The 17,830-nt window shown below is 73.2% G+C and carries 10 protein-coding genes and 1 pseudogene; 7 read left to right on the top strand and 4 right to left on the bottom strand.

Annotation, left to right across the window (positions count from 1 at the left end; genetic code table 11):
• The 4 genes and pseudogenes from NYZ98_RS28850 to NYZ98_RS28835 all read left to right on the top strand — a co-directional run.
• Nucleotides 1–1,377: pseudogene (locus tag NYZ98_RS28850) on the top strand (hypothetical protein); the annotation flags it as partial.
• Nucleotides 1,378–1,991: 614 nt separating this feature from the next.
• Entirely contained in the window at nucleotides 1,992–3,284 is a 1,293-nt protein-coding gene (locus NYZ98_RS28845; RefSeq protein ID WP_380706428.1) for a glycosyltransferase family 4 protein, read from the top strand.
• Nucleotides 3,285–3,371: 87 nt separating this feature from the next.
• Nucleotides 3,372–7,460 (top strand): alpha-(1->3)-arabinofuranosyltransferase, encoded by a 4,089-nt coding sequence (locus NYZ98_RS28840; RefSeq protein WP_262846710.1) that lies wholly within the window; start codon nucleotides 3,372–3,374, stop codon nucleotides 7,458–7,460.
• A complete protein-coding gene (locus NYZ98_RS28835) occupies nucleotides 7,457–8,443 on the top strand; it encodes a DUF3068 domain-containing protein (RefSeq protein WP_262846709.1) in 987 nt (328 codons plus the stop codon). Before NYZ98_RS28840 ends, NYZ98_RS28835 begins: the two co-directional genes overlap by 4 nt.
• Here NYZ98_RS28835 and NYZ98_RS28830 read toward each other — a convergent pair.
• Nucleotides 8,384–9,127 carry a class I SAM-dependent methyltransferase gene (locus NYZ98_RS28830; RefSeq protein ID WP_262846708.1) on the bottom strand — a complete coding sequence of 248 codons (744 nt, stop codon included), beginning with the start codon at nucleotides 9,125–9,127 and terminating at the stop codon, nucleotides 8,384–8,386. The genes NYZ98_RS28835 and NYZ98_RS28830 overlap by 60 nt on opposite strands.
• Before the next feature lie 1,964 nt (nucleotides 9,128–11,091).
• Complete coding sequence (locus NYZ98_RS28825) at nucleotides 11,092–12,528, bottom strand: acyltransferase family protein (protein ID WP_262846707.1); 1,437 nt, start codon at nucleotides 12,526–12,528, stop codon at nucleotides 11,092–11,094.
• A 160-nt stretch (nucleotides 12,529–12,688) separates the two neighbouring features.
• Between NYZ98_RS28825 and NYZ98_RS28820 the strand changes: the two genes are divergently transcribed.
• From NYZ98_RS28820 to NYZ98_RS28810, 3 genes are read left to right on the top strand one after another with little or no spacing between them, the layout of a single operon-like run.
• Nucleotides 12,689–13,606, top strand: coding sequence for a decaprenyl-phosphate phosphoribosyltransferase (locus NYZ98_RS28820; protein ID WP_380706395.1), 918 nt, complete (start codon nucleotides 12,689–12,691; stop codon nucleotides 13,604–13,606).
• Nucleotides 13,603–14,928, top strand: coding sequence for an FAD-binding oxidoreductase (locus NYZ98_RS28815; RefSeq protein ID WP_262846706.1), 1,326 nt, complete (start codon nucleotides 13,603–13,605; stop codon nucleotides 14,926–14,928). Before NYZ98_RS28820 ends, NYZ98_RS28815 begins: the two co-directional genes overlap by 4 nt.
• Nucleotides 14,925–15,677 (top strand): SDR family NAD(P)-dependent oxidoreductase, encoded by a 753-nt coding sequence (locus tag NYZ98_RS28810; protein ID WP_262846705.1) that lies wholly within the window; start codon nucleotides 14,925–14,927, stop codon nucleotides 15,675–15,677. Before NYZ98_RS28815 ends, NYZ98_RS28810 begins: the two co-directional genes overlap by 4 nt.
• An 83-nt stretch (nucleotides 15,678–15,760) precedes the next feature.
• Here NYZ98_RS28810 and NYZ98_RS28805 read toward each other — a convergent pair whose 3' ends face one another.
• Nucleotides 15,761–16,513 (bottom strand): Clp protease N-terminal domain-containing protein, encoded by a 753-nt coding sequence (locus tag NYZ98_RS28805; RefSeq protein ID WP_262846704.1) that lies wholly within the window; start codon nucleotides 16,511–16,513, stop codon nucleotides 15,761–15,763.
• A 145-nt stretch (nucleotides 16,514–16,658) separates the two neighbouring features.
• On the bottom strand, nucleotides 16,659–17,750 hold the full coding sequence (locus NYZ98_RS28800) for a S1 family peptidase (protein ID WP_262846703.1): 1,092 nt from the start codon (nucleotides 17,748–17,750) through the stop codon (nucleotides 16,659–16,661).
• Nucleotides 17,751–17,830: the final 80 nt, after the last annotated feature.

Genomic DNA, 17,830 nt, shown 5'->3' with positions numbered 1-17,830 from the left:
GTGGGGGTGGTGGTGGGGGGGCTTAGTGCGGTGTGGGTGGTTCCGGCGGTGGTGAGTGGGGCGGTGACGGATCCGGCGGGGGTGGACGCGTTCGCGGCTCGGGCGGACGGGCCGTTCGGGACGCTGGGCAGCCTGCTCAGCCTGGGAGGGATCTGGAACGTCGAGGCGAACGTCCCCGGGCAGGGCGGTTGGCTGCTCGCCTCGGCGCGGCTGCTGGTCGCCGCAGTGGCTGTTTTCACCTTCGTCCGCCTTCCTTGGACCTTGAGGAACACCGCTGCACGGTGGGGGGTGGGGTACTGGCGGGGGTTGGTGGTGGCGGCCTGTATGGGGGTGGGGGTCGCCGTCGCGGGGGCGTACGCGCCGGGGGTCGTCAAGGGGATGATCGCCTTCTGGCCGGGCTTCGGGCCGTTGCGTGACGGGCAGCTGTACATCGCCCCGCTCGCGCTGGTGCAGGCCGTCGGCTTCGGGGTCGCGGTGGGCAGGTTCGCCCGTCCGGACTCCGCAGGTGATCCTGATCCGAACCTTGCGAGTGGTCCGGGTACGGGGAGTGGGCGGGCGCTTGGTTCGGGTCTGGAAGGCGGGCGCGGTCCGGGTACGGGGAGCGGGCGGGTGCTCGGTCTGGGTGGGGGGCGGAGGCCTGGACCGGGGGCTGGGGTTGGTTCGCGTGTGGGGGTGTGGGGGTGGGTGGCGGTGGGGGTGCCTGCCGTGGTGGGGGTGCTGGTGCCGGTGCTGGTGCTGCCGGCGTTCGCGTGGGGGGCGGGTGGGCGGCTGGCGGCGGTGCGGTATCCGGACGAGTGGCGGCGGGTGCAGGAGATCGTGAACGGGGACCCCCGGCCGGGGGCGCTGCTCTCGCTGCCGTGGAGCGCGCACAGGGCGTTCGATTGGAACGGCGGCCGGGTGATCCTCGATCCGGCGACCAAGCTGTTCGCCCGCCGGGTGGTCTGGAACGATTCGCTCGCGGTCGGCCTCGGCGGCGGCCGACTGCTCCAGGTCGGCGGGGAGGACCCCCTCGCTCGCAGCCTCGGCCCGGCCATCCTCGCGGCGGGCCCTCCGGCGATCCCCGCGCGGGGCGCTGGCCCGATCGAAGAGGGCGCGGGCGGGGTGGTCGCGGTGTCTTCGGCGCGTGGCGCTGGGCCGGTTGGCGAGGGCGGGGTGGTCGTCGCGTCATCGGTGCGGGACGACAGGCCGATTGGGGAGGGTGGAGGGGCCCTCGGGGCTTTCGGTGTGGGGGGTGAAGGGCCGTTGGTGGGGGTTTTGCGGGGGGTGGGGATACGGTACGTGGTCGTCTCGGGACGGAATGAGAACAGGTTACTGTCTCGGCTGGTCGGAGCGGTGCCGGTCTACGTGGGCCGTCAGGTGCTGCTGCTTCGACTGTGACCTGGTGCGTTCCCCTATAGGGGTGCATACTGGACGGTAAGTCCATTTATTACGTTTTGACCAAGCTGCTGGCCTCAAACCTGTATCACGTTCTACTCTCGGTAGGCCCGCAGCGTCCGCACTTGGAGGGAGAAGCCCAATGGTGCGAGTGCTAGCTGCTCTCGTCGTTGGAGTGGTTCTGGCGATTGGCGCGTCTGTGAGCGTCGTCAACGTTGTCGCCCCCAGCCCGCAGCCCCCCAACAAGCCGTTGTACAACTACGGCAACAGATGATCTTTGACGGACGGGCCTCACGCCACGCCCGGTGAGCCCGTCCGGTTTCATCAGATCGAGCATGGCGCGTGCTCTTTGGCATGCCGGAAAACGGCGCCGTCAGCCGCGCCCGCCGGCCCCCGGACATCGGTAGGAGATCGGGTCGACCGGCGCCGCTGGTGATCGTCCGTCAGGGCCTGCGCGGGGTGCTCACAGCCGTCATCGAAGCCGGGGGGCTCAGGACACAGGAGGAGTGGTCGTGGTCGCACAGCAGACGGGCCGGGCCCCGCACGATCCCGGCAGTGCGCCCCAGCCCACGCCGCCCGCGCAGGCCACCCCCTCCCCGCCCATGACAGCCCAGGCCATGACAGCTCAAGCCGCGACGGCCCAGGCCGTCACCTCACCGCTCAAGCCCGCGCACGAGCCGATGGCGCCGCCGCGTCTGACCGTGGAGCAGGGGGAGGGGCAGGAGCGGCTGCTCCAAGGTGTCCGGGTCGCGGTGCTGAACTTCCGGGAGCCGCTGCAGTCGGTCGCCGGTGGCGCCGAGGAGTACGCCTGGCAGGTCGGCCGTCATCTGGTCGGCCAGGGCGCCGAGGTGCACTTCCTGACGAGCCGCGAGCCGGGCCAGCCCGCCGCCGAGCGCCGCGACGGCATCGAGCTGCGCCGCATGGGCGACCGCTACCTCGTCTACCTGCTCGTCCCCCTGTGGATCATGCTGAGGCGCCGCCGTTTCGACGTGGTGGTCGACTGCATGAACGGCATCCCGTTCTTCGCCCCCCTGGTCACCGGCAGGCGTACGACGGTCATCTCCCTGGTGCACCATGTGCACGACCGTCAGTTCTACGCGTTCTTCCCCCGCTGGCTGGCCCGGATCGGCTGTTTCGTGGAGGGTCCGGTGGCCCGCCTGCTGTACCGCCGCTGCCCGACGGTGACGGTGTCGGAGTCCTCGCGCACCGAGCTGCGTGAGCGGCTCGGCTGGCTCGCGCGGATCGAGGTGATCCCGAACGGCAGCCCGGCGGCCCGTCCGGTGGCCGTCCACGCGGGCCAGGACGGGGACCCGCTGGTCGCCTACCTCGGCAGGCTGGTCGGCCACAAGCGGGTGGAACGCGTGGTGGACCTGGTGGCCGAGCTGGGCGAGACCTGGCCCGGCCTGCGGGTTCACGTGATCGGGCGCGGCCCGGAGTACGAGCCGCTGGTCCGCCGCGCGGAGGCGATCGGGGCGCGTGACCGGGTGCGCGTGCACGGCTTCCTGTCCGAGCCGGAGAAGAACGCGGTGCTCGGCGCCGCGCGGCTGAACGTCACGGCGTCGGAGTTCGAGGGCTGGGGCCTGACGGTGATCGAGGCCGCGGCGCTCGGCGTGCCGACGGTCGCCTACGACGTCGCGGGCCTGCGCGACTCCGTGCGGCACGGTGTCACCGGGTGGCTGGTCCAGGACGGCGAGTCGCTGGCGGACGTGGTGGACCGGGCGCTGAAGGAGCTGGAGGACCCGGTCCGCCGTGCCCAGGTCCAGCAGGCGTGCCGGGCCTGGGCGGCGGAGTTCTCGTGGGGGAGGACGGGCGCTAGGATGACCGCACTCATCACCGCCGAACTCCAGCAAAAGGGACACCCCTCCTCCGTCGGCCTGCGTCTTGCCACAGGTGAGAGCCATATTCACTGATCGACATAAGAGCGTGTTTTGACCGTTGAAGCCTGGTTTCGCCGTCTGACGGTCGGCCGTTCCGGGCCCGATGCCCCGGGATCCCGGTTGCGCCGGCGACTCCGCCTGCTGGCCGCCTGCCTGCTGCTCGGGGCCATCGCCTTCAACACCTCCCCCGGTGAGGTGATCGCCGAGACCAAGCTGGACATGGCGGTCAACCCGGTCGGCTTCCTGGAGCGTGCCGCCCACCTGTGGGACGACGCCTTCTTCGGGCACCTGCAGAACCAGGCGTACGGCTACCTGTTCCCGATGGGCCCGTTCTACGCGCTGTTCCGCTGGCTGGACATGCCGCCGTGGAACATCCAGCGGCTGTGGATGACCCTGGTGCTGTGCGCGGCCTTCCTCGGCACCGAGCGGGTGGCGCGGGCCCTGCGCGTCGGGTCGCCGAACACCCGGATCCTCGCCGGCCTGGTGTACGCGCTCGCGCCGCACGCGCTGGCGCTCATCGGCGTCAACTCCTCGGAGTTCCAGCCCAGCGCGGTGCTGCCGTGGATCCTGCTGCCGCTCGTGCGCGGCGCCCAGGAGGAGATCAGCCCGCGCCGCGCCGCAGCGCTGTCGGCCCTGGCGTTCCTGTTCGCGGGGGGCATCAACGCGGTCGCCGAGGTCGCCGTGCTGGTGGTGCCGTTCCTGTACCTGGTGACCCGGCAGGGCGGCCCGCGCAGGCGGCGGCTGGTGGTGTGGTGGGCCGTCTGCGTGGCGGCGGTGTCGATGTGGTGGCTGGTCCCGCTGCTGCTGCTCGGCCGCTACATCTTCTCGTTCCTGCCCTTCATCGAGACGGCGAACGCGACCACGGGCGTCACGTCCCTGCTGAACACGCTGCGGGGGACGTCGAGCTGGATCTCCTTCCTGCCGGTGGACGGCAAGCCGTGGCTGCCCGCCGCCTTCGACCAGGCGACCACGCCGTGGCTGATCGTCGTCACCGCCGCCGTGGCGGCGCTGGGCGTCGCGGGACTGGTCCGGCGGTCCACCCCCGAGCGGACGTTCCTGGCGCTGTCCGCGCTCGCCGGGCTCGTGATCGTCACCGCCGGGCACGCCGACGCGCTGGCGTTCCCGTGGTCGGAGCAGGTCAGGGGCCTGCTGGACGGCCCGCTCGCCCCGTTCAGGAACCTGCACAAGTTCGACGCGCTGCTGCGGCTGCCGCTGGCCCTGGGCCTGGCCGCCCTCCCGGCCTGGCGCCCGGCGGCGGCGCGGCTGCGGCTGGCCGCCGTGAGCGCGGGCCTGGCCGGGCTCGCCGTGCTGCCGGTCGCCAGCGCCGGGATCACCCCCGCGGGGGCCTTCACCGACCTGCCCTCGTACTGGCGGGACGCGGCGACCTGGCTGAACGCCAACACCGGCCAGGGCATGGTGCTGGCCGTCCCGGGCTCCAGGCGCGGCGAGTACCTGTGGGGGCGGCCCCTCGACGAGCCCATGCAGTCGCTGCTGACCGTGCGCTGGGCCACGCACTCCAACGTGCCGTGGGGCTCGGCGGGGCTGGCCCGGCTGCTCCAGGCGGTGGACGAGCGCTTCTCCGACGGCGAGGGCTCCGAGGGCCTCACCCTGGCCCTGCGCCGCATCGGCGTGAAATACCTGCTGGTGCGCAACGACCTGGCCCGCGACACCATCGGCTCGGCGTGGCCGGCCCGCGTCCACCAGACGATCCAGGACTCCACGGGGCTGCTGCGGGTGGCCCAGTTCGGGCCCCTGGTCGGCCAGATCTCCAACCCCACGGCGTCGAACTGGTTCGACCAGGCCTACCCCGCGCTGGAGGTCTACGCGGTGCCCGACCCGGCGCCGGTCGCGGGCACCGTGCCGGTGGACTCCACCGTGCGGATGGCGGGCGCCCCCGAGGGCGTGCTCGACATGGCCGAGCAGGGGGTGCTCAAGGACGACGCGCCCGTGCTGGTCGGCGACGAGCCAGGCGCCTCCTCGGTGCCGGCGAAGAAGACGGTGGTCACCGACACGCTGCGGCGCCAGCAGATGATCTTCGGTGACGTCCGCAGGAGCACCGGCCCCACCCTGCCCGAGGGCGGGAAGCTGAGCGCGACCACCGACCTGCTCGACCCGGTGTGGTCCTCGGCCACGGCCTCCGCGCGCTACCTCGGGATCAACGACGTCCGCGCCTCCTCCTCCGACGCCGACATCACCGCCTCACCGGGGGAGCGTGATCCCGGACGGCTGCCGTTCGCGGCGTTCGACGGCGACGCGCGCACCGGCTGGCGCTCGGACGGGTGGAACGGCGCGCTCGGCGAGTGGCTGGAGGCGCGGTTCGTCGAACCGGTCCCGATGAAGCAGATCACCATCGCCTTCGACCAGAGCCCGATCGGCCCGCCGGTCGCCGAGGTGGAGCTGTCCACCGCGACCGGGACGGTGCGCGTGCCCGTGAGGCAGGACAGCGCCCCGCAGCTATTTACGCCGCCGCAGGGCGCCACCACCTGGCTGCGGATCAAGGTCACCAAGCTCGCGTACCAGCCCAAGAGCACCTTCGGCGGCCGGGTGGGCATCACCGAGGTCGCCGTCCCCGGGGTCCGGCCGGCCCGCGCCATCGCCGCCCCCGGCCTGCCCGAGGGGGGCCGTGACGCGGGCACCGTGATGCTCACCTCGCAGGACAAGTCCCCGGCGTGCATGCGCGGCTCGTCGGCGTGGACCTGCTCGCGCCGCCTGGAGATCCTGGGCGAGGACGGCTACGGCTTCGAGCGGCTGTTCGCGGTGGACGCCAACCAGACCCGGACGGTGTCCGGCACCGCCGTGCTGACCGACCCGAGGTCGGCCGACCTGCTGACCACCCTGCCGAGGGTCTACCCGCACGTCACCGCCTCCTCGACGATCACCGACTACCCGGCGGTGCTCGGGCGCGCGGCCATGGACGGCGACGTGCGGACCCTGTGGTACGCCCAGCCGTTCGACCGGCACCCCACGCTCACGATCGACCTCGGCGCGGTCCGGCGGTTCTCCCAGATCAAGGTGCTGTTCCCCGACTCCTTCCTCGGCAAGCCGCCGGTGAAGGTCACCATCCGCACCGGCGCCCGCACCGTCCAGGCGTGGATCGGCGGCGACGGGCGGGTGGCGTTCCCCCAGCTGTCGACCCGCAGGCTCAGCATCGAGTTCACCGCCCCGGCGTCGCGGTCCATCGAGGTCGCCGAGGTCACCATCCCCGGGGTGCGGCCGCTCGGCCAGCTCGGCGGCTTCCCGCTGCGGCTGCCGTGCGGGTACGGGCCCACGCTGGAGGTCGACGGCGGCACCGTCCCGACCCGCGTCGTCGGCGGGACGCTCAACGACGTGCTGAACGGCCGCCCGCTGACCTTCGCCGGCTGCGCGCCCGTGCGGCTCATCCCGGGCATGACGTGGGTCAGCGCGGGCTTCAACGACGCCTTCCGGGTCAGGTCGGTGGTGATGCGCGGCGAGTCGGCCGCCGACGACGGCGCCACCCGGCTCCGCCCGGCCCGGATCGAGAGCTGGGGCCCAGAGGAGCGGCGGCTGGTCGTCTCGGCGGGCGAGCGCTCGTACCTGACCGTCGGCGAGAACTTCAACCCCGGCTGGCACGCCTACCTGAACGGGTCCCGCCTCGCCCCAGTGCGCCTGGACGGCTGGCGGCAGGCCTGGATCATGCCAGCGGGCGGGGGGACGGTGACGCTGCGCTACGAGCCCGACGCGTCGTACCGCACGGCGCTGCTGGTGGGGCTGGCCCTGATCCTTTCAGTCGGCGCGCTGGCCCTGGTGCGCGGCCGGGCGGGCCGCCGCCCGCCGGGGACCGGTCCCGGGCTGGTCAGGGCCCGCTGGATCGTACCGCTGGCGCCGGTGGCCGGGCTGTGGCTCGGCGGCTACGCGGGGGCGGTGCTCCTGTCCGTCACCGTGCCCGTGGGGCTGTGGCTGATCCGCGTGCTCTCCGCGCAGCACGCGGGCGGCACCCGTTCGCGGCGGGTCGCCCGGGTGCTGCTGTCGGGCTGGGTGCCCGCCGGGGCGCTGGTCCTGGCCGGGCTGAGCGCGGCGGCGGGCACCCTGTTCCAGGCCGAGGCGCTGACCGGGGCGGTGCCGCAGCTCTGCTGCCTGGTGGTGGTCGCCCGGCTGCTGGTCGCCGTGCCCGCCCCCGAGCCCGTGCCGCCCCTGGCGCCGGCCACGCGGCACCGCCGCCGGACCGCGCTGACGGAGGTGGCCGGATGACGCGGGGCCAGCTCCTGCGGACGGTCATGTACGTCGCGGTGGCGTTCCTGGTGACGATGGCGGTACTGCTGCGGTACTACGTCTACGACCGCGGCCTGACGCTGCCGCTGGAGCAGCGCAGGACCGTCCACCTCGGCGCCGCGGCGGCCACCTACCTGGACACCGCCACGTTCCAGGTACGCACCGGCGTCCCGGTGACCAGCACCGTCTCGCTGTACGGCGACCCTGCGGCCGGTGACGGGCGCACGGCGGTGTGGGTGGAGTTCTCCTCCCTGGAGACGGGGTACGGCCAGCGGATCGACTACCACGAGCGCCGGACCGCCTTCGACCGGCGCACCGGCCTGACGGTGAACTGCTGCGGCGAGTACATCGACGACGACACGGGCGTGCGCCAGAAGGGGCTGGCGTTCCGGCTGCCGTTCGGCGCGGAGCAGCGTGGCTACCCGATCTTCGACCCGGTGCTCAAGCGCCAGGTCACGCTGCGGTACGAGCGCGAGGAGGACGTCGAGGGCCTGCCCGCCTACCGGTACTCCTACACCGTCGGCCCGGCCAAGGTGGAGGACCTGCCCGACCAGGTCCCTGGCAGGGTGCTCGGGCTGCCGGCGTGGAAGCTCGTCAGCGTCGCCAGGTACGTGATGATCACCAAGACGATGTGGGTCGAGCCGGAGAGCGGGCTGCCGCTGCGGGTCAGGGAACAGCGGGTGGACACCCTGCGCACCCCCGACCAGGTGGACCGTGTGGTCGCCTTCCGGGCGGACCTGGTCACCGACGCCGGGGACGTGTCGGCCCAGGTCTTCGAGGCGGCGGGGTTCCGGCGGTGGGCTCTCATGATCCGGGACGTGTTCCCGGTCGTGTGCCTGGTGCTCGCGCTGCTGGTCCTCCCGGCCGGCGCGCTGGTGCGCAGGCGCCTGCGCCGGGACGGCTCAGCGCCGGCGCAGGACCAGCAGGAGGTTCCAGGTCACGATCTCGCGGACGCCGGGTAGGTGGACCACTCCTGTGCCCCATCCGGGGTGGTAGCGGGGCCGGGCGTCCAGCACCTCGGCGTCCGGGCACGACCGCGCCCAGCGCAACGCGCCGGCCACCGAGACCGGGTAGAGGCTCTCCCCGTACACGTTCTTGGGCCGGTGGCCCAGGCGGCGGGTGTAACGGCGGGCGGCGCGGTGGCCGCCCAGGTAGTGCCAGGGCGAGGTCTCGTGGCCGCCCCACGGCGACAGCCAGTTGGTGAACGACAGGTAGACCACCCCGCCCGGCCGGGTGACCCGCACCATCTCGGCGGCCATGCGCCAGGGGTCGGGGACGTGTTCCAGCACGTTGGAGGAGAAGCAGACGTCCACGGAGCCGTCGCGCAGCGGGATGTCGAGCGCGCTGCCGAGGATCGCCCCCTCCGGGACGGCGCCGTCCCTGGCCATCATCTCCCCGGCGTCGCAGTCGACGCACAGCGTCCTCGCGCCGTGGGCCCGCAGCACCTCGCTGAAGTACCCCGGCCCGCCGCCCACGTCGGCCACGAGCGCGCCGGACAGGGCCGTGTAGGTCGAGAGCTGGGCGGCGGTGTCGCGGGCGAGCATGCCGTAGAACAGGTCCGGGTCGGTCTGCTCCTTGCGGAAGGCGGACAGCAGCCGGACCGAGCGGCCGAGGGTGGCGCGGAAGGGTGCGTCCGAGGTCTCCACGTCTGCTTCCCTTCGCGAGAGTGGGGAGTGCCCGGGAGCATAACACTGCGTTGCGCCTGATTTGTGAGGCTCATAGGGTGTTCGTTACTCGGGGGTAGCTACCGGGTCGTGATCGGAGGGACCGTTGCCGCGGACCATGGAGGTCGAACAGCCCGAGCGGCCGACGGTGCGCGTCGCCTACCCGGCCTGGATGGCGCGCCTGGCCAACCCCGTGCTGCTGTCCGGGACCCTCCTCGTCCTCGCCTCCCTCGGCCTGCGCGTCCCGATCCTGCGCAGCGCGTACTTCATCGAGGACGACCTGCTGTTCGTCGGCGACGCCTACGAGCACGACCTGACGTTCGACTTCCTGTTCCGGATCCACAAGGGCCACATGATGCCCGGGGCGCTCGGGCTGACCTGGGTGGAGTCCCGGCTCGCCGCCTACGACTGGCTGCTGGTCGCCTCGGTGACGTTCGTCCTGCAGGCGCTGGTCTCGGTGGCGCTGTTCCGCCTGCTGTGGTCGATGTTCGGGCCGAGGGCCGGCATCCTGCTGCCGCTGGCGGTCTACCTGTTCTGCCCGCTGACCATCCCGGCGTTCAGCTGGTGGTCGGCGGCGCTCAACGCCGTGCCGCTCCAGCTCGCGATCGTCCTCGCGCTGGCCGCGCAGCTCCGCCACGCGCGCGGCGAGGGCACCCGGCACGCCTGGAAGGCCCTCGGCTGGGTCGTGTTCGGCATGGCCTTCAGCACCAAGGGCGTCTTCCTGCCGCTGCTGCTGTTCGCGCTGACCACCGCGTTCCTGCGCGTCCGGCGGCCGGAGGAGACCGGGTGGCTCACCTCGATCGGGCGTGAGCTGCGCGAGCACTGGCGGCTGTGGGCCGTCCACGTCCTGCTGATGGGCGGCTACACCGCGCTCTACCTGTCCCGCCAGTACACCGCGCCGGGGGAGGGGGCGGCCGTCCCCAAGCCGGGCGTGGCCGCTGACCTGTTCGGCACGCTGCTCGGCCGCACGCTTCCCGCCGGGGCCGTCGGCGGGCCGCTGACCTGGGGCCCGGTGCCGACCACTGGCGGCATGGCCGACCCCTCCACCCTGCTGGTCGCCGCCGCCTGGGTGGCGCTCGCCGTCCTGGTGGTCGCCACGCTGGTGTTCCGCCGCCGGGCGGCCCGCGCGTGGCTGGTCGTCGCGGCGTACCTGGTCGTCGTGGACGCCGTCCCGACGGTGATCGCCCGGGGCACGGCGCTCGGGCTGGTCGGCGCCGAGACCCGCTACGTGGCCGACGCGGTGGTGGTGTTCGCCGTCTGCCTCGGCCTGGCCCTGCTCCCGCTGCGCGACGAGCCCGGGCCCTACCGCAGGGCCGTGCCCGCCGGGACCGTGATCCCGCTGGTGGCCGGGCTGGCCGCCGGGGCGTACCTGACGATGTCGGTGGTCTCCATCGAGAACTTCCGCCAGACCCTGTCGGGAGACCACGTCCGGTGGTACCTCGGCAACGTGCGCACCGCCCTGGCCAAGGCGCCGGCCGACACGGTGATCTTCTCGCGCGCGGTGCCGGAGTCCATCGTGCTGTCGTGGAACGGCAACCGCCGCCTCAGCCACCACCTGCTCGCCCCGCTCGCCTCGCCCGCGCTGCGCGCCCGGATGCGGGTGCCGGAGCCGTCCGACCACGCGGTGGTCTTCGACGACGAGGGCAGGCTGGTCCCGGTGAGCGTGGCCCCGTCCTTCGCGCAGGTCCCGCCGCCGGGGGAGAAGTGCCTGCCCATGCTGGAGGGGGCGGTGTACTACCCCGAGGTGCTGAGCTGGGGCGGCCCCGACGGCGTCGCGGGGCTGGCCTACTCGGCCAGGCGGGCGACCTCGGTGTCCATCGAGGTCGCGGGCCAGAGCCAGCAGCTCAACCTGGCGGCCACCCCCGGCCGGCTGCTGCACTTCCCGATCCTGACCCCGGGCAAGGGCATGCTGCTGCGGGTCGACGACCCGTCGGCGGGGGTCTGCCTCAGGGGGTTCGCCCTTGGGGCAGCGGTTCCGGTGGACGTGCCGACACCGGCTGCCCCGGCGCCGTCGACACCGGTTCCGGCCGCGACGGCGACTCCCTCGGCGACCCCGGCTCCGGTGCGGACTCCGACGGAGAGGCCGTCCCCGGCCCCGAAGAAGCCGTCTCCGACACCGAAGAAGTTGTCTCCGACGCCGAAGGAGCCGTCTCCGACACCGAAGGAGCCGTCTCCGACGCCGAAGGGCCGAGGAAGCGGATGAGCCGCCGCGCGGGCTCCTCGACGTACCGGTAGGTCAGCGCCGCCGCCCCGATCGTCAGCGCGCCGACCACCACCAGGTTGACCAGGAAGTTCCCCGAGAACGGCCGCTGCTCGGTGAGCTCGTACCACAGGTAGAGCGTGACGAACTGCCACAGGAACACCCCGTAGGAGATCCGCCCGAAGTAGCGCATCACCGGGTTGCCGAGCAGGCGGCCGACCGGGGCGTCCCCGCGCGACAGCATGGCGCACGGGGCCACCAGGCAGGCGGCGATCATGGCGTACAGAACCAGCTCGAACAGGCCGCTCCAGACCCCGTCGACGCCGGAGAACCGGGTGCCGGTCACCGGGGAGGCCGCGACCGCGTACGCGAGCCCGGCGACCACCCACAGCGTGCCCGGGGAGGCGTTCACCGACCGGACGAAGCGCCCGGCCGGGCCGTCCTGGTCGCGGCGCGCCCACACCGAGACCACGGCCAGCGCCATGCCGGAGGCGAAGAACGTCAGCGAGCGGGGCAGCCAGGTGTTCAGGTAGGGCCGGTACTCGGGGTAGTAGCTCAGCACCGTCCACAGGTAGGAGATCGCGGCGAGCGCGGCGAGGCCGATCAGCAGGCGCTTCGCCCGGTGCGCGAGATCTCCGCCGCCCCGGCGGGCGTACGCCGCGAGACCGGCCGCGATCAGCGGGAGCACCAGGTAGTACGCCGCCTCCACGCAGAGGCTCCACATCTGGGCGAGCCCCTTCGGGCCGAGGCCGTACCACCACGGGTGGGTCTCGTAGTTCTGGGCCAGGAACACCATCTGCAGCCACGTCTTGACGTCGCCGAGGTGGTCGCGGGACCACAGCAGCATGGCGGCGACGACGACCAGCCAGTACGCGGGCAGGATGCGCAGCGCCCGCTTGACCAGGTACGTCCGGGTGCCCGGCGGGCGGGTGCCGTCCAGCACGGCCCTGGCGTACGGCCGGTACAGGAGCAGCCCGGAGAGGGTGAAGAAGATCGGCACGGCCACGTCGCCCCGGGACAGCAGGGCGGCGAAGTAGTTGTCCTGCAGCGCGGTGGCCGACTCGATGGCGACGTGGAAGACCAGGACCGCGAAGGCGGCGACGGCCCGCATCCCGTCCAGCGCGTCCATGTGCCCGGACGACGAGGGCGGGCCCTCCGCCGATCTAGAACCTGTTTCTGTCACTTTTCCGCATCCCTCGTGACGTGGGGTCACTCGCGAACTAACATATCCCGAAATAGAACTATGTTTCAGGACATGCCGGGCGAGGCCCCGTGCGCACCGCCGGGAGATCGCGAGCGGCCACCCCGCCGGAGACGGCGGCACACGAGGGAGGAACGATGGCGTGACCACCGGACAGACCGGTGTGCGCACCTCCGACACCCCTCCAGAAGCCCTCGGCCCCCTGGCGCGCCTTTCGGGCTTCGCCCGGGCCTGCCGTCCCCGCCAGTGGCTTAAGAACGTCCTGGTCTTCGCCGCCCCGGCCGCCGCGGGCGTGCTGACCACCCCGGCGGGCCTGCTCGACACCCTGGTGGCGTTCGCGGCGTTCTGCCTGGCCGCCAGCGGCGCGTACCTGCTCAACGACGCCGCCGACGCCGAGGCCGACCGCCGCCACCCGCGCAAGCGCCTGCGCCCCATCGCCGCCGGCATCGTGACGGTACGGGCCGCGCGGGTCGCCGGGGTGCTGTTCATCCTCGCGGCGCCCGCGTTCGCGCTGCTCGCCGGGGGCTGGCGGCTGCCCGCCGTCGTCGCCGGCTACCTGGTGCTGACGCTCTCCTACACCTACTGGCTCAAGCACGAGGTGATCGTCGACCTCGTCGCGGTCGCCGGGTGCCACGTGATCCGCGCCTTCGCCGGCGCCGTCGCGGTGGGCGTGCCCGTGACGAGCTGGTTCCTGGTGGTGATCTCGCTCGGCTCGCTGCAGGTCGTGGTCGGCAAGCGGGAGGCCGAGGTGCGCAACCAGGGGACCAACGGCACCCGCGCCACCCTGGTCACCTACACCCCCAGCTACCTGGCCCACGTGCGCTCGATGGCCTCGGGCGCCATGATCGTCACGTACTGCCTGTGGGCGCTGCAGATCCACGCCGACACCCTCTACGGCGTGAGCATCGTGCCGTTCGTCCTGATCATCCTGCGGCACAACCTGCTGGTCGACCGGGGCATCGGCGAGGAGCCTGAGGAGCTCGCGCTGCGCGACCGCCCGCTCCAGCTCTACACCGCCCTGCTGGTCGTCCTGCTCGTCGTCGGGATCTACGTGAGATGACCTTCCTGACCGGCTGGGGGCGCACCGCCCCCTCGCCCGCGACGCTCGCCGCGCCGCGCACCACCGCCGAGCTCGCCGCCCTGGTCGCCGCCGCGCCGCCGCGCGGGCTGATCGCCCGGGGCCTCGGCCGCTCGTACGGTGACGCCGCCCAGAACGCGGGCGGCCTGGTGGTGGACGTCGCCGGGATGGAGGCGAGGTGGTCGCTCGACCCGGAGACGGGCGTGGTGACCGCGTCGGCCGGGATGAGCCTGCACGACCTGATGCTCGCGCTGGTCCCCCTCGGCTGGTTCGTCCCCGTGACCCCCGGAACCCGGCACGTCACCGTCGGCGGCGCCGTCGCGGCCGACGTCCACGGCAAGAACCACCACGTCGACTCCTCCTTCGGCGCCCACCTCCGGTCCCTGACGCTGCTCACCGCCGACGGGACCGGCCACCTGCTGCGGCCGGGGGACGACCTGTTCTGGGCCACCGTCGGCGGCATGGGACTGACCGGCCTGGTCACCGAGGCGAGCTTCGCGTGCGTGCCCGTGGAGACCTCGCGCATGAGCGTGGACGTGGAACGCACCCGCGACCTGGACCAGACGCTGGAGCGGATGACCGCCACCGACGACCGCCACCGCTACACGGTCGCCTGGATCGACCTGCTGGCCCGGGGGCCCCGCATGGGCCGCAGCGTGCTGACCCGGGGCGACCACGCCCGCCGCGAGGAGCTCCCGCGCGGCGCCGACCCCCTGGCCTTCGCCCCCGCCGCCCGGCTGTCCGCGCCGCCCTGGGCGCCCGGCGGCCTGCTGAACGGGCTGACCGTGCGCGCCTTCAACCAGGCCTGGTACGCCAAGTCCCGCGAGCGGCGGGTCATCCAGGACATCGCCCCCTTCTTCCACCCGCTGGACTTCGTCGACGGGTGGAACCGCGTGTACGGCTCGCGGGGGTTCGTGCAGTACCAGTTCGTCGTGCCGTTCGGCGAGGAGGCCACGCTGCGCCGCGTCGTCTCCCGCCTGTCGGCGGAGGGCGTGGTGTCGTTCCTGACGGTCCTGAAGCGGTTCGGGGCGGGCACGCCCGGAATGCTGTCCTTCCCCCTGCCCGGCTGGACGCTCGCACTGGACATCCCGGTCGGCCGGGCGGGCCTGGCCGGGCTGCTGCGGGAGTTCGACGAGTGGGTCGCCGAGGCCGGGGGACGCGTCTACCTGGCCAAGGACGCGCGCATGCGGGCCGAGCTGCTGCCCGTCATGTACCCTCGCCTCCCCGAATGGCGAAAGATCCGGGAGAGCGCCGACCCCGGCGAGGTCTTCCGCTCCGACCTGGCAAGGAGGCTGTCCCTGTGAAGAACGCCCTGGGCTCGGTGGACTCGGTGCTGCTGCTCGGCGGGCGCAGCGAGATCGGCCTGGCCGTCGTCGAGCGGCTGGTGCGCGACGGGGCCCGGCGGGTCGTGCTCGCCGCGCGCGGGGACGCGGCGGCGATCGGCGTGCGGCTGAAGGACCTCGGCGCCGAGGTCCTGGTGCTCGACTTCGACGCCGAGCGCCCCGAGACGCACGAGCGGGTGGTCGCCGCCGCGGCGGAGTTCGCCGGTGACCTGGACGTCGTGGTCGCGGCCTTCGGCGTCCTCGGCGACCAGGCCGCCTACGAGGCCGACCCGGTGTCTGCGGCCAGGTCGATGGCGGTCAACCTGGGCGGGCACGTCTCGGCCGGCCTGTTCGCCGCCCGCCGCCTGCGCGAGCAGGGCCACGGCACGCTCGTCGTGCTGTCGTCGGTGGCGGGCGTCCGGGTGCGCAGGGTGAACTTCGTGTACGGCGCGGCCAAGGCCGGCCTCGACGGCTTCGCCCAGGGACTCGGGGACGCGCTGCACGGCTCCGGCGCCCGGGTGATGGTCGTGCGCCCGGGGTTCGTGATCGGGCGGATGACGGCCGGGATGCGGCCCGCCCCCATGGCCACCACGCCGGAGGCGGTCGCCGACGCCGTCGCGGGCGGGCTGCGCGCCGGCGCCGAGACCGTCTGGGTGCCCGGGAGGCTCCGCGCGGTCTTCACGGTGATGCGCGCTCTGCCCCGGGCGGTGTGGCGCCGCGTGCCGCGTTAGGTCGTGGCCGGTCCACAGCCAGCCGGCGAACACGCCCGCGCCCGCGAGCGCGGTGAGGATCCTCGGTAACCGGCGCACCCGTGTCAGCCCTCGGCCGGCATGCCGAGGCGCTCTTCCAGGCGCTCCAGGCGCTGGGTGACCGGCTGGAGCTCCTGGCGGACCGCCGCCGCGAGCGCCTTGGCCGCGTCCGCGGCCGCGGTGGCGCCCGTCTGGCCCTGGGCGCGGAGGTGGACGTAGCCCACCAGGGCGGCGTTGACCGCGCGGCGGGTCAGCCGGGGCTCGGCGCCGAGGGCGCGCAGCACCTGGCCGGCGGTGCCGTCCGGCTCGGTGACCAGCCCGAGCAGCAGGTGCTCGCAGCCGACGTAGTTGTGCCCGAGCGCGGTGGCCTCGGTGACGGTGAGTTCCAGGGCGTTGGCCGCCGAGCCGCTGAAGTGCCGCGCCGTGACCCCCTCGCCGGCGTTCTCCGCCGTCACGCCGGCGAGGTCGCGGCCCACCCGCTCGGGGTCGATCTCCATGGCCCTGAGCACCTGCAGGGCGAGGTTGCCGCCTTCGGCGAGCATGCCGCCGAGCAGGTGTTCTGTGCCGACGGAGGGCGCGCCCCCGGCCCGGGCCTGGTCGATGGCGAGCCGGAGCACGACGCGCGCCCGGCCGGTGAACGCCGCGAGCCGCTGGGTGGGGTCGTCGACGTCCAGGTCGCCCAGCGTGGTCTCCCGTATGGCGGTCACGCGGCGCACGGCCTGCTCCAGGGCCCGCTGGCAGATGGCCGAGACGGGCACGCCCGACTCCTTGACCGCTTCGGCGAGGTCGTCCGGCAGGTAGACGTTGATCTTCGGCATCACTCGGGACTCCTCGAATGGGGTTACAGAGGGGTTATAACCCTTGTATACCCCCAGAGGGGAGAGCTGTCCAGGGAAACGCGAGACGCCGCCACCCCGGGTGGGGTGGCGGCGCCTGCCTGCTACGGGGTGCCGCGCGGGATCGTCAGCCGGTCACGAGGGTGAGACCGTAGGCCGAGAGGATCTCAGGAACCGGCTGGAAGAACGTGGTGCCGCCGGAGCTGCAGTTGCCGGACCCGCCGGAGGTGACGCCCTGGGCCTGGCTGCCGGAGATGAACGAGCCGCCGGAGTCGCCGGGCTCGGCGCACACGTTGGTGCGCGTGACCTGGCTGACCGTGCCCTGGGAGTAGGTGACGCTGGTGTTGCGCTGCTGGACGGTGCCGCAGTGCCAGCCGGTGGTGGAGCCGGACCGGCAGATCGACGAGCCGACGCCCGCGACGGCCGAGCCGGTGACGGTGACGTTGCCGCCGCCGCTGCCCTTGACCCACGGCCTGGGCGTCCAGTTGCTGTTCACCGCGACCCACGAGTAGTCGTTGCCGGGGAACGAGGAGCCCTGGAAGGTGCCCTGGGCGACCTGGTTGTAGCCGGCCGTGGAGTTGCCCGCCCTGCCGCAGTGCCCGGCGCTCACGAAGCCGGGCGTGCTGCCGCGCCGCACGGCGAAGCCGATCGAGCAGCGGGCCGAGCTGTTGATGTAATAGGCGTCCCCTCCACGCACGTCATATAGAGTGCGCGGCTGCTCGCCGGACAGCTCGACGCGGACCAGGGAGGTGTCGGCGCCGCTGGCCGCGATGAAGGACGTGGCCTCGGCGGGCTGCGAGGAGAGCACCACGACGCTGTTGCTCTGCAGGTCGACGTACCACTCGGGGGTGGACTTGGGCGCCGAGGCGGCGGCCTTGTCCAGGGTGACCATGGTGGCGTCGAGCGACGCCAGGCTGTGGGAGACGACCTTGGTCTGCACGCCGGGGGTGGAGATGGCGGTGGCGGCGTCGGTGGTGGCGACGGTGAGCGTCGAGGAGGTCGGGCCGCTCAGCCACGAGCCGGCGTAGGAGCCGCCGAGCTGGTCGCGGACCTTGGCCTCGACGCCGGTGAAGCGGGCCTCGTTGAGCAGGCGGGACTCGGCCTGCTCCCGGGTGATGCCGAGGTCACGGCTCATCGCGTCGATCATGGTGGGCGCGGGGGCTGCGGTGGTGCCGGTCGCGGCGGCTGGGGCGCGGTCTGCGACAGCGGGGGCGGCCATGACGGTGAGGACACTGATTGCTAGAGCGCATCCGGCGGTAACCGTGCGTCTGCGGAGCATGGGCTCTCCTCGGTTCTTCG

The organism is Sphaerisporangium corydalis (genome assembly GCF_025506355.1).
Taxonomy (GTDB): Bacteria; Actinomycetota; Actinomycetes; order Streptosporangiales; family Streptosporangiaceae; genus Sphaerisporangium; species Sphaerisporangium corydalis.
Note: the sequence above shows the minus strand (reverse complement) of the source record. Positions and strands in the feature narration are given on the sequence as shown.

Bases quoted from the DNA above. Each gene is read 5' to 3' on its own strand.
- NYZ98_RS28845 (WP_380706428.1), top strand. From the start codon at position 1,992: ATGACAGCTCAAGCCGCGACGGCCCAGGCCGTCACCTCACCGCTCAAG.
- NYZ98_RS28835 (WP_262846709.1), top strand. From the start codon at position 7,457: ATGACGCGGGGCCAGCTCCTGCGGACGGTCATGTACGTCGCGGTGGCG.
- NYZ98_RS28815 (WP_262846706.1), top strand. From the start codon at position 13,603: ATGACCTTCCTGACCGGCTGGGGGCGCACCGCCCCCTCGCCCGCGACG.
- NYZ98_RS28805 (WP_262846704.1), bottom strand. From the start codon at position 16,513: ATGCCGAAGATCAACGTCTACCTGCCGGACGACCTCGCCGAAGCGGTC.
- NYZ98_RS28800 (WP_262846703.1), bottom strand. From the start codon at position 17,750: ATGGCCGCCCCCGCTGTCGCAGACCGCGCCCCAGCCGCCGCGACCGGC.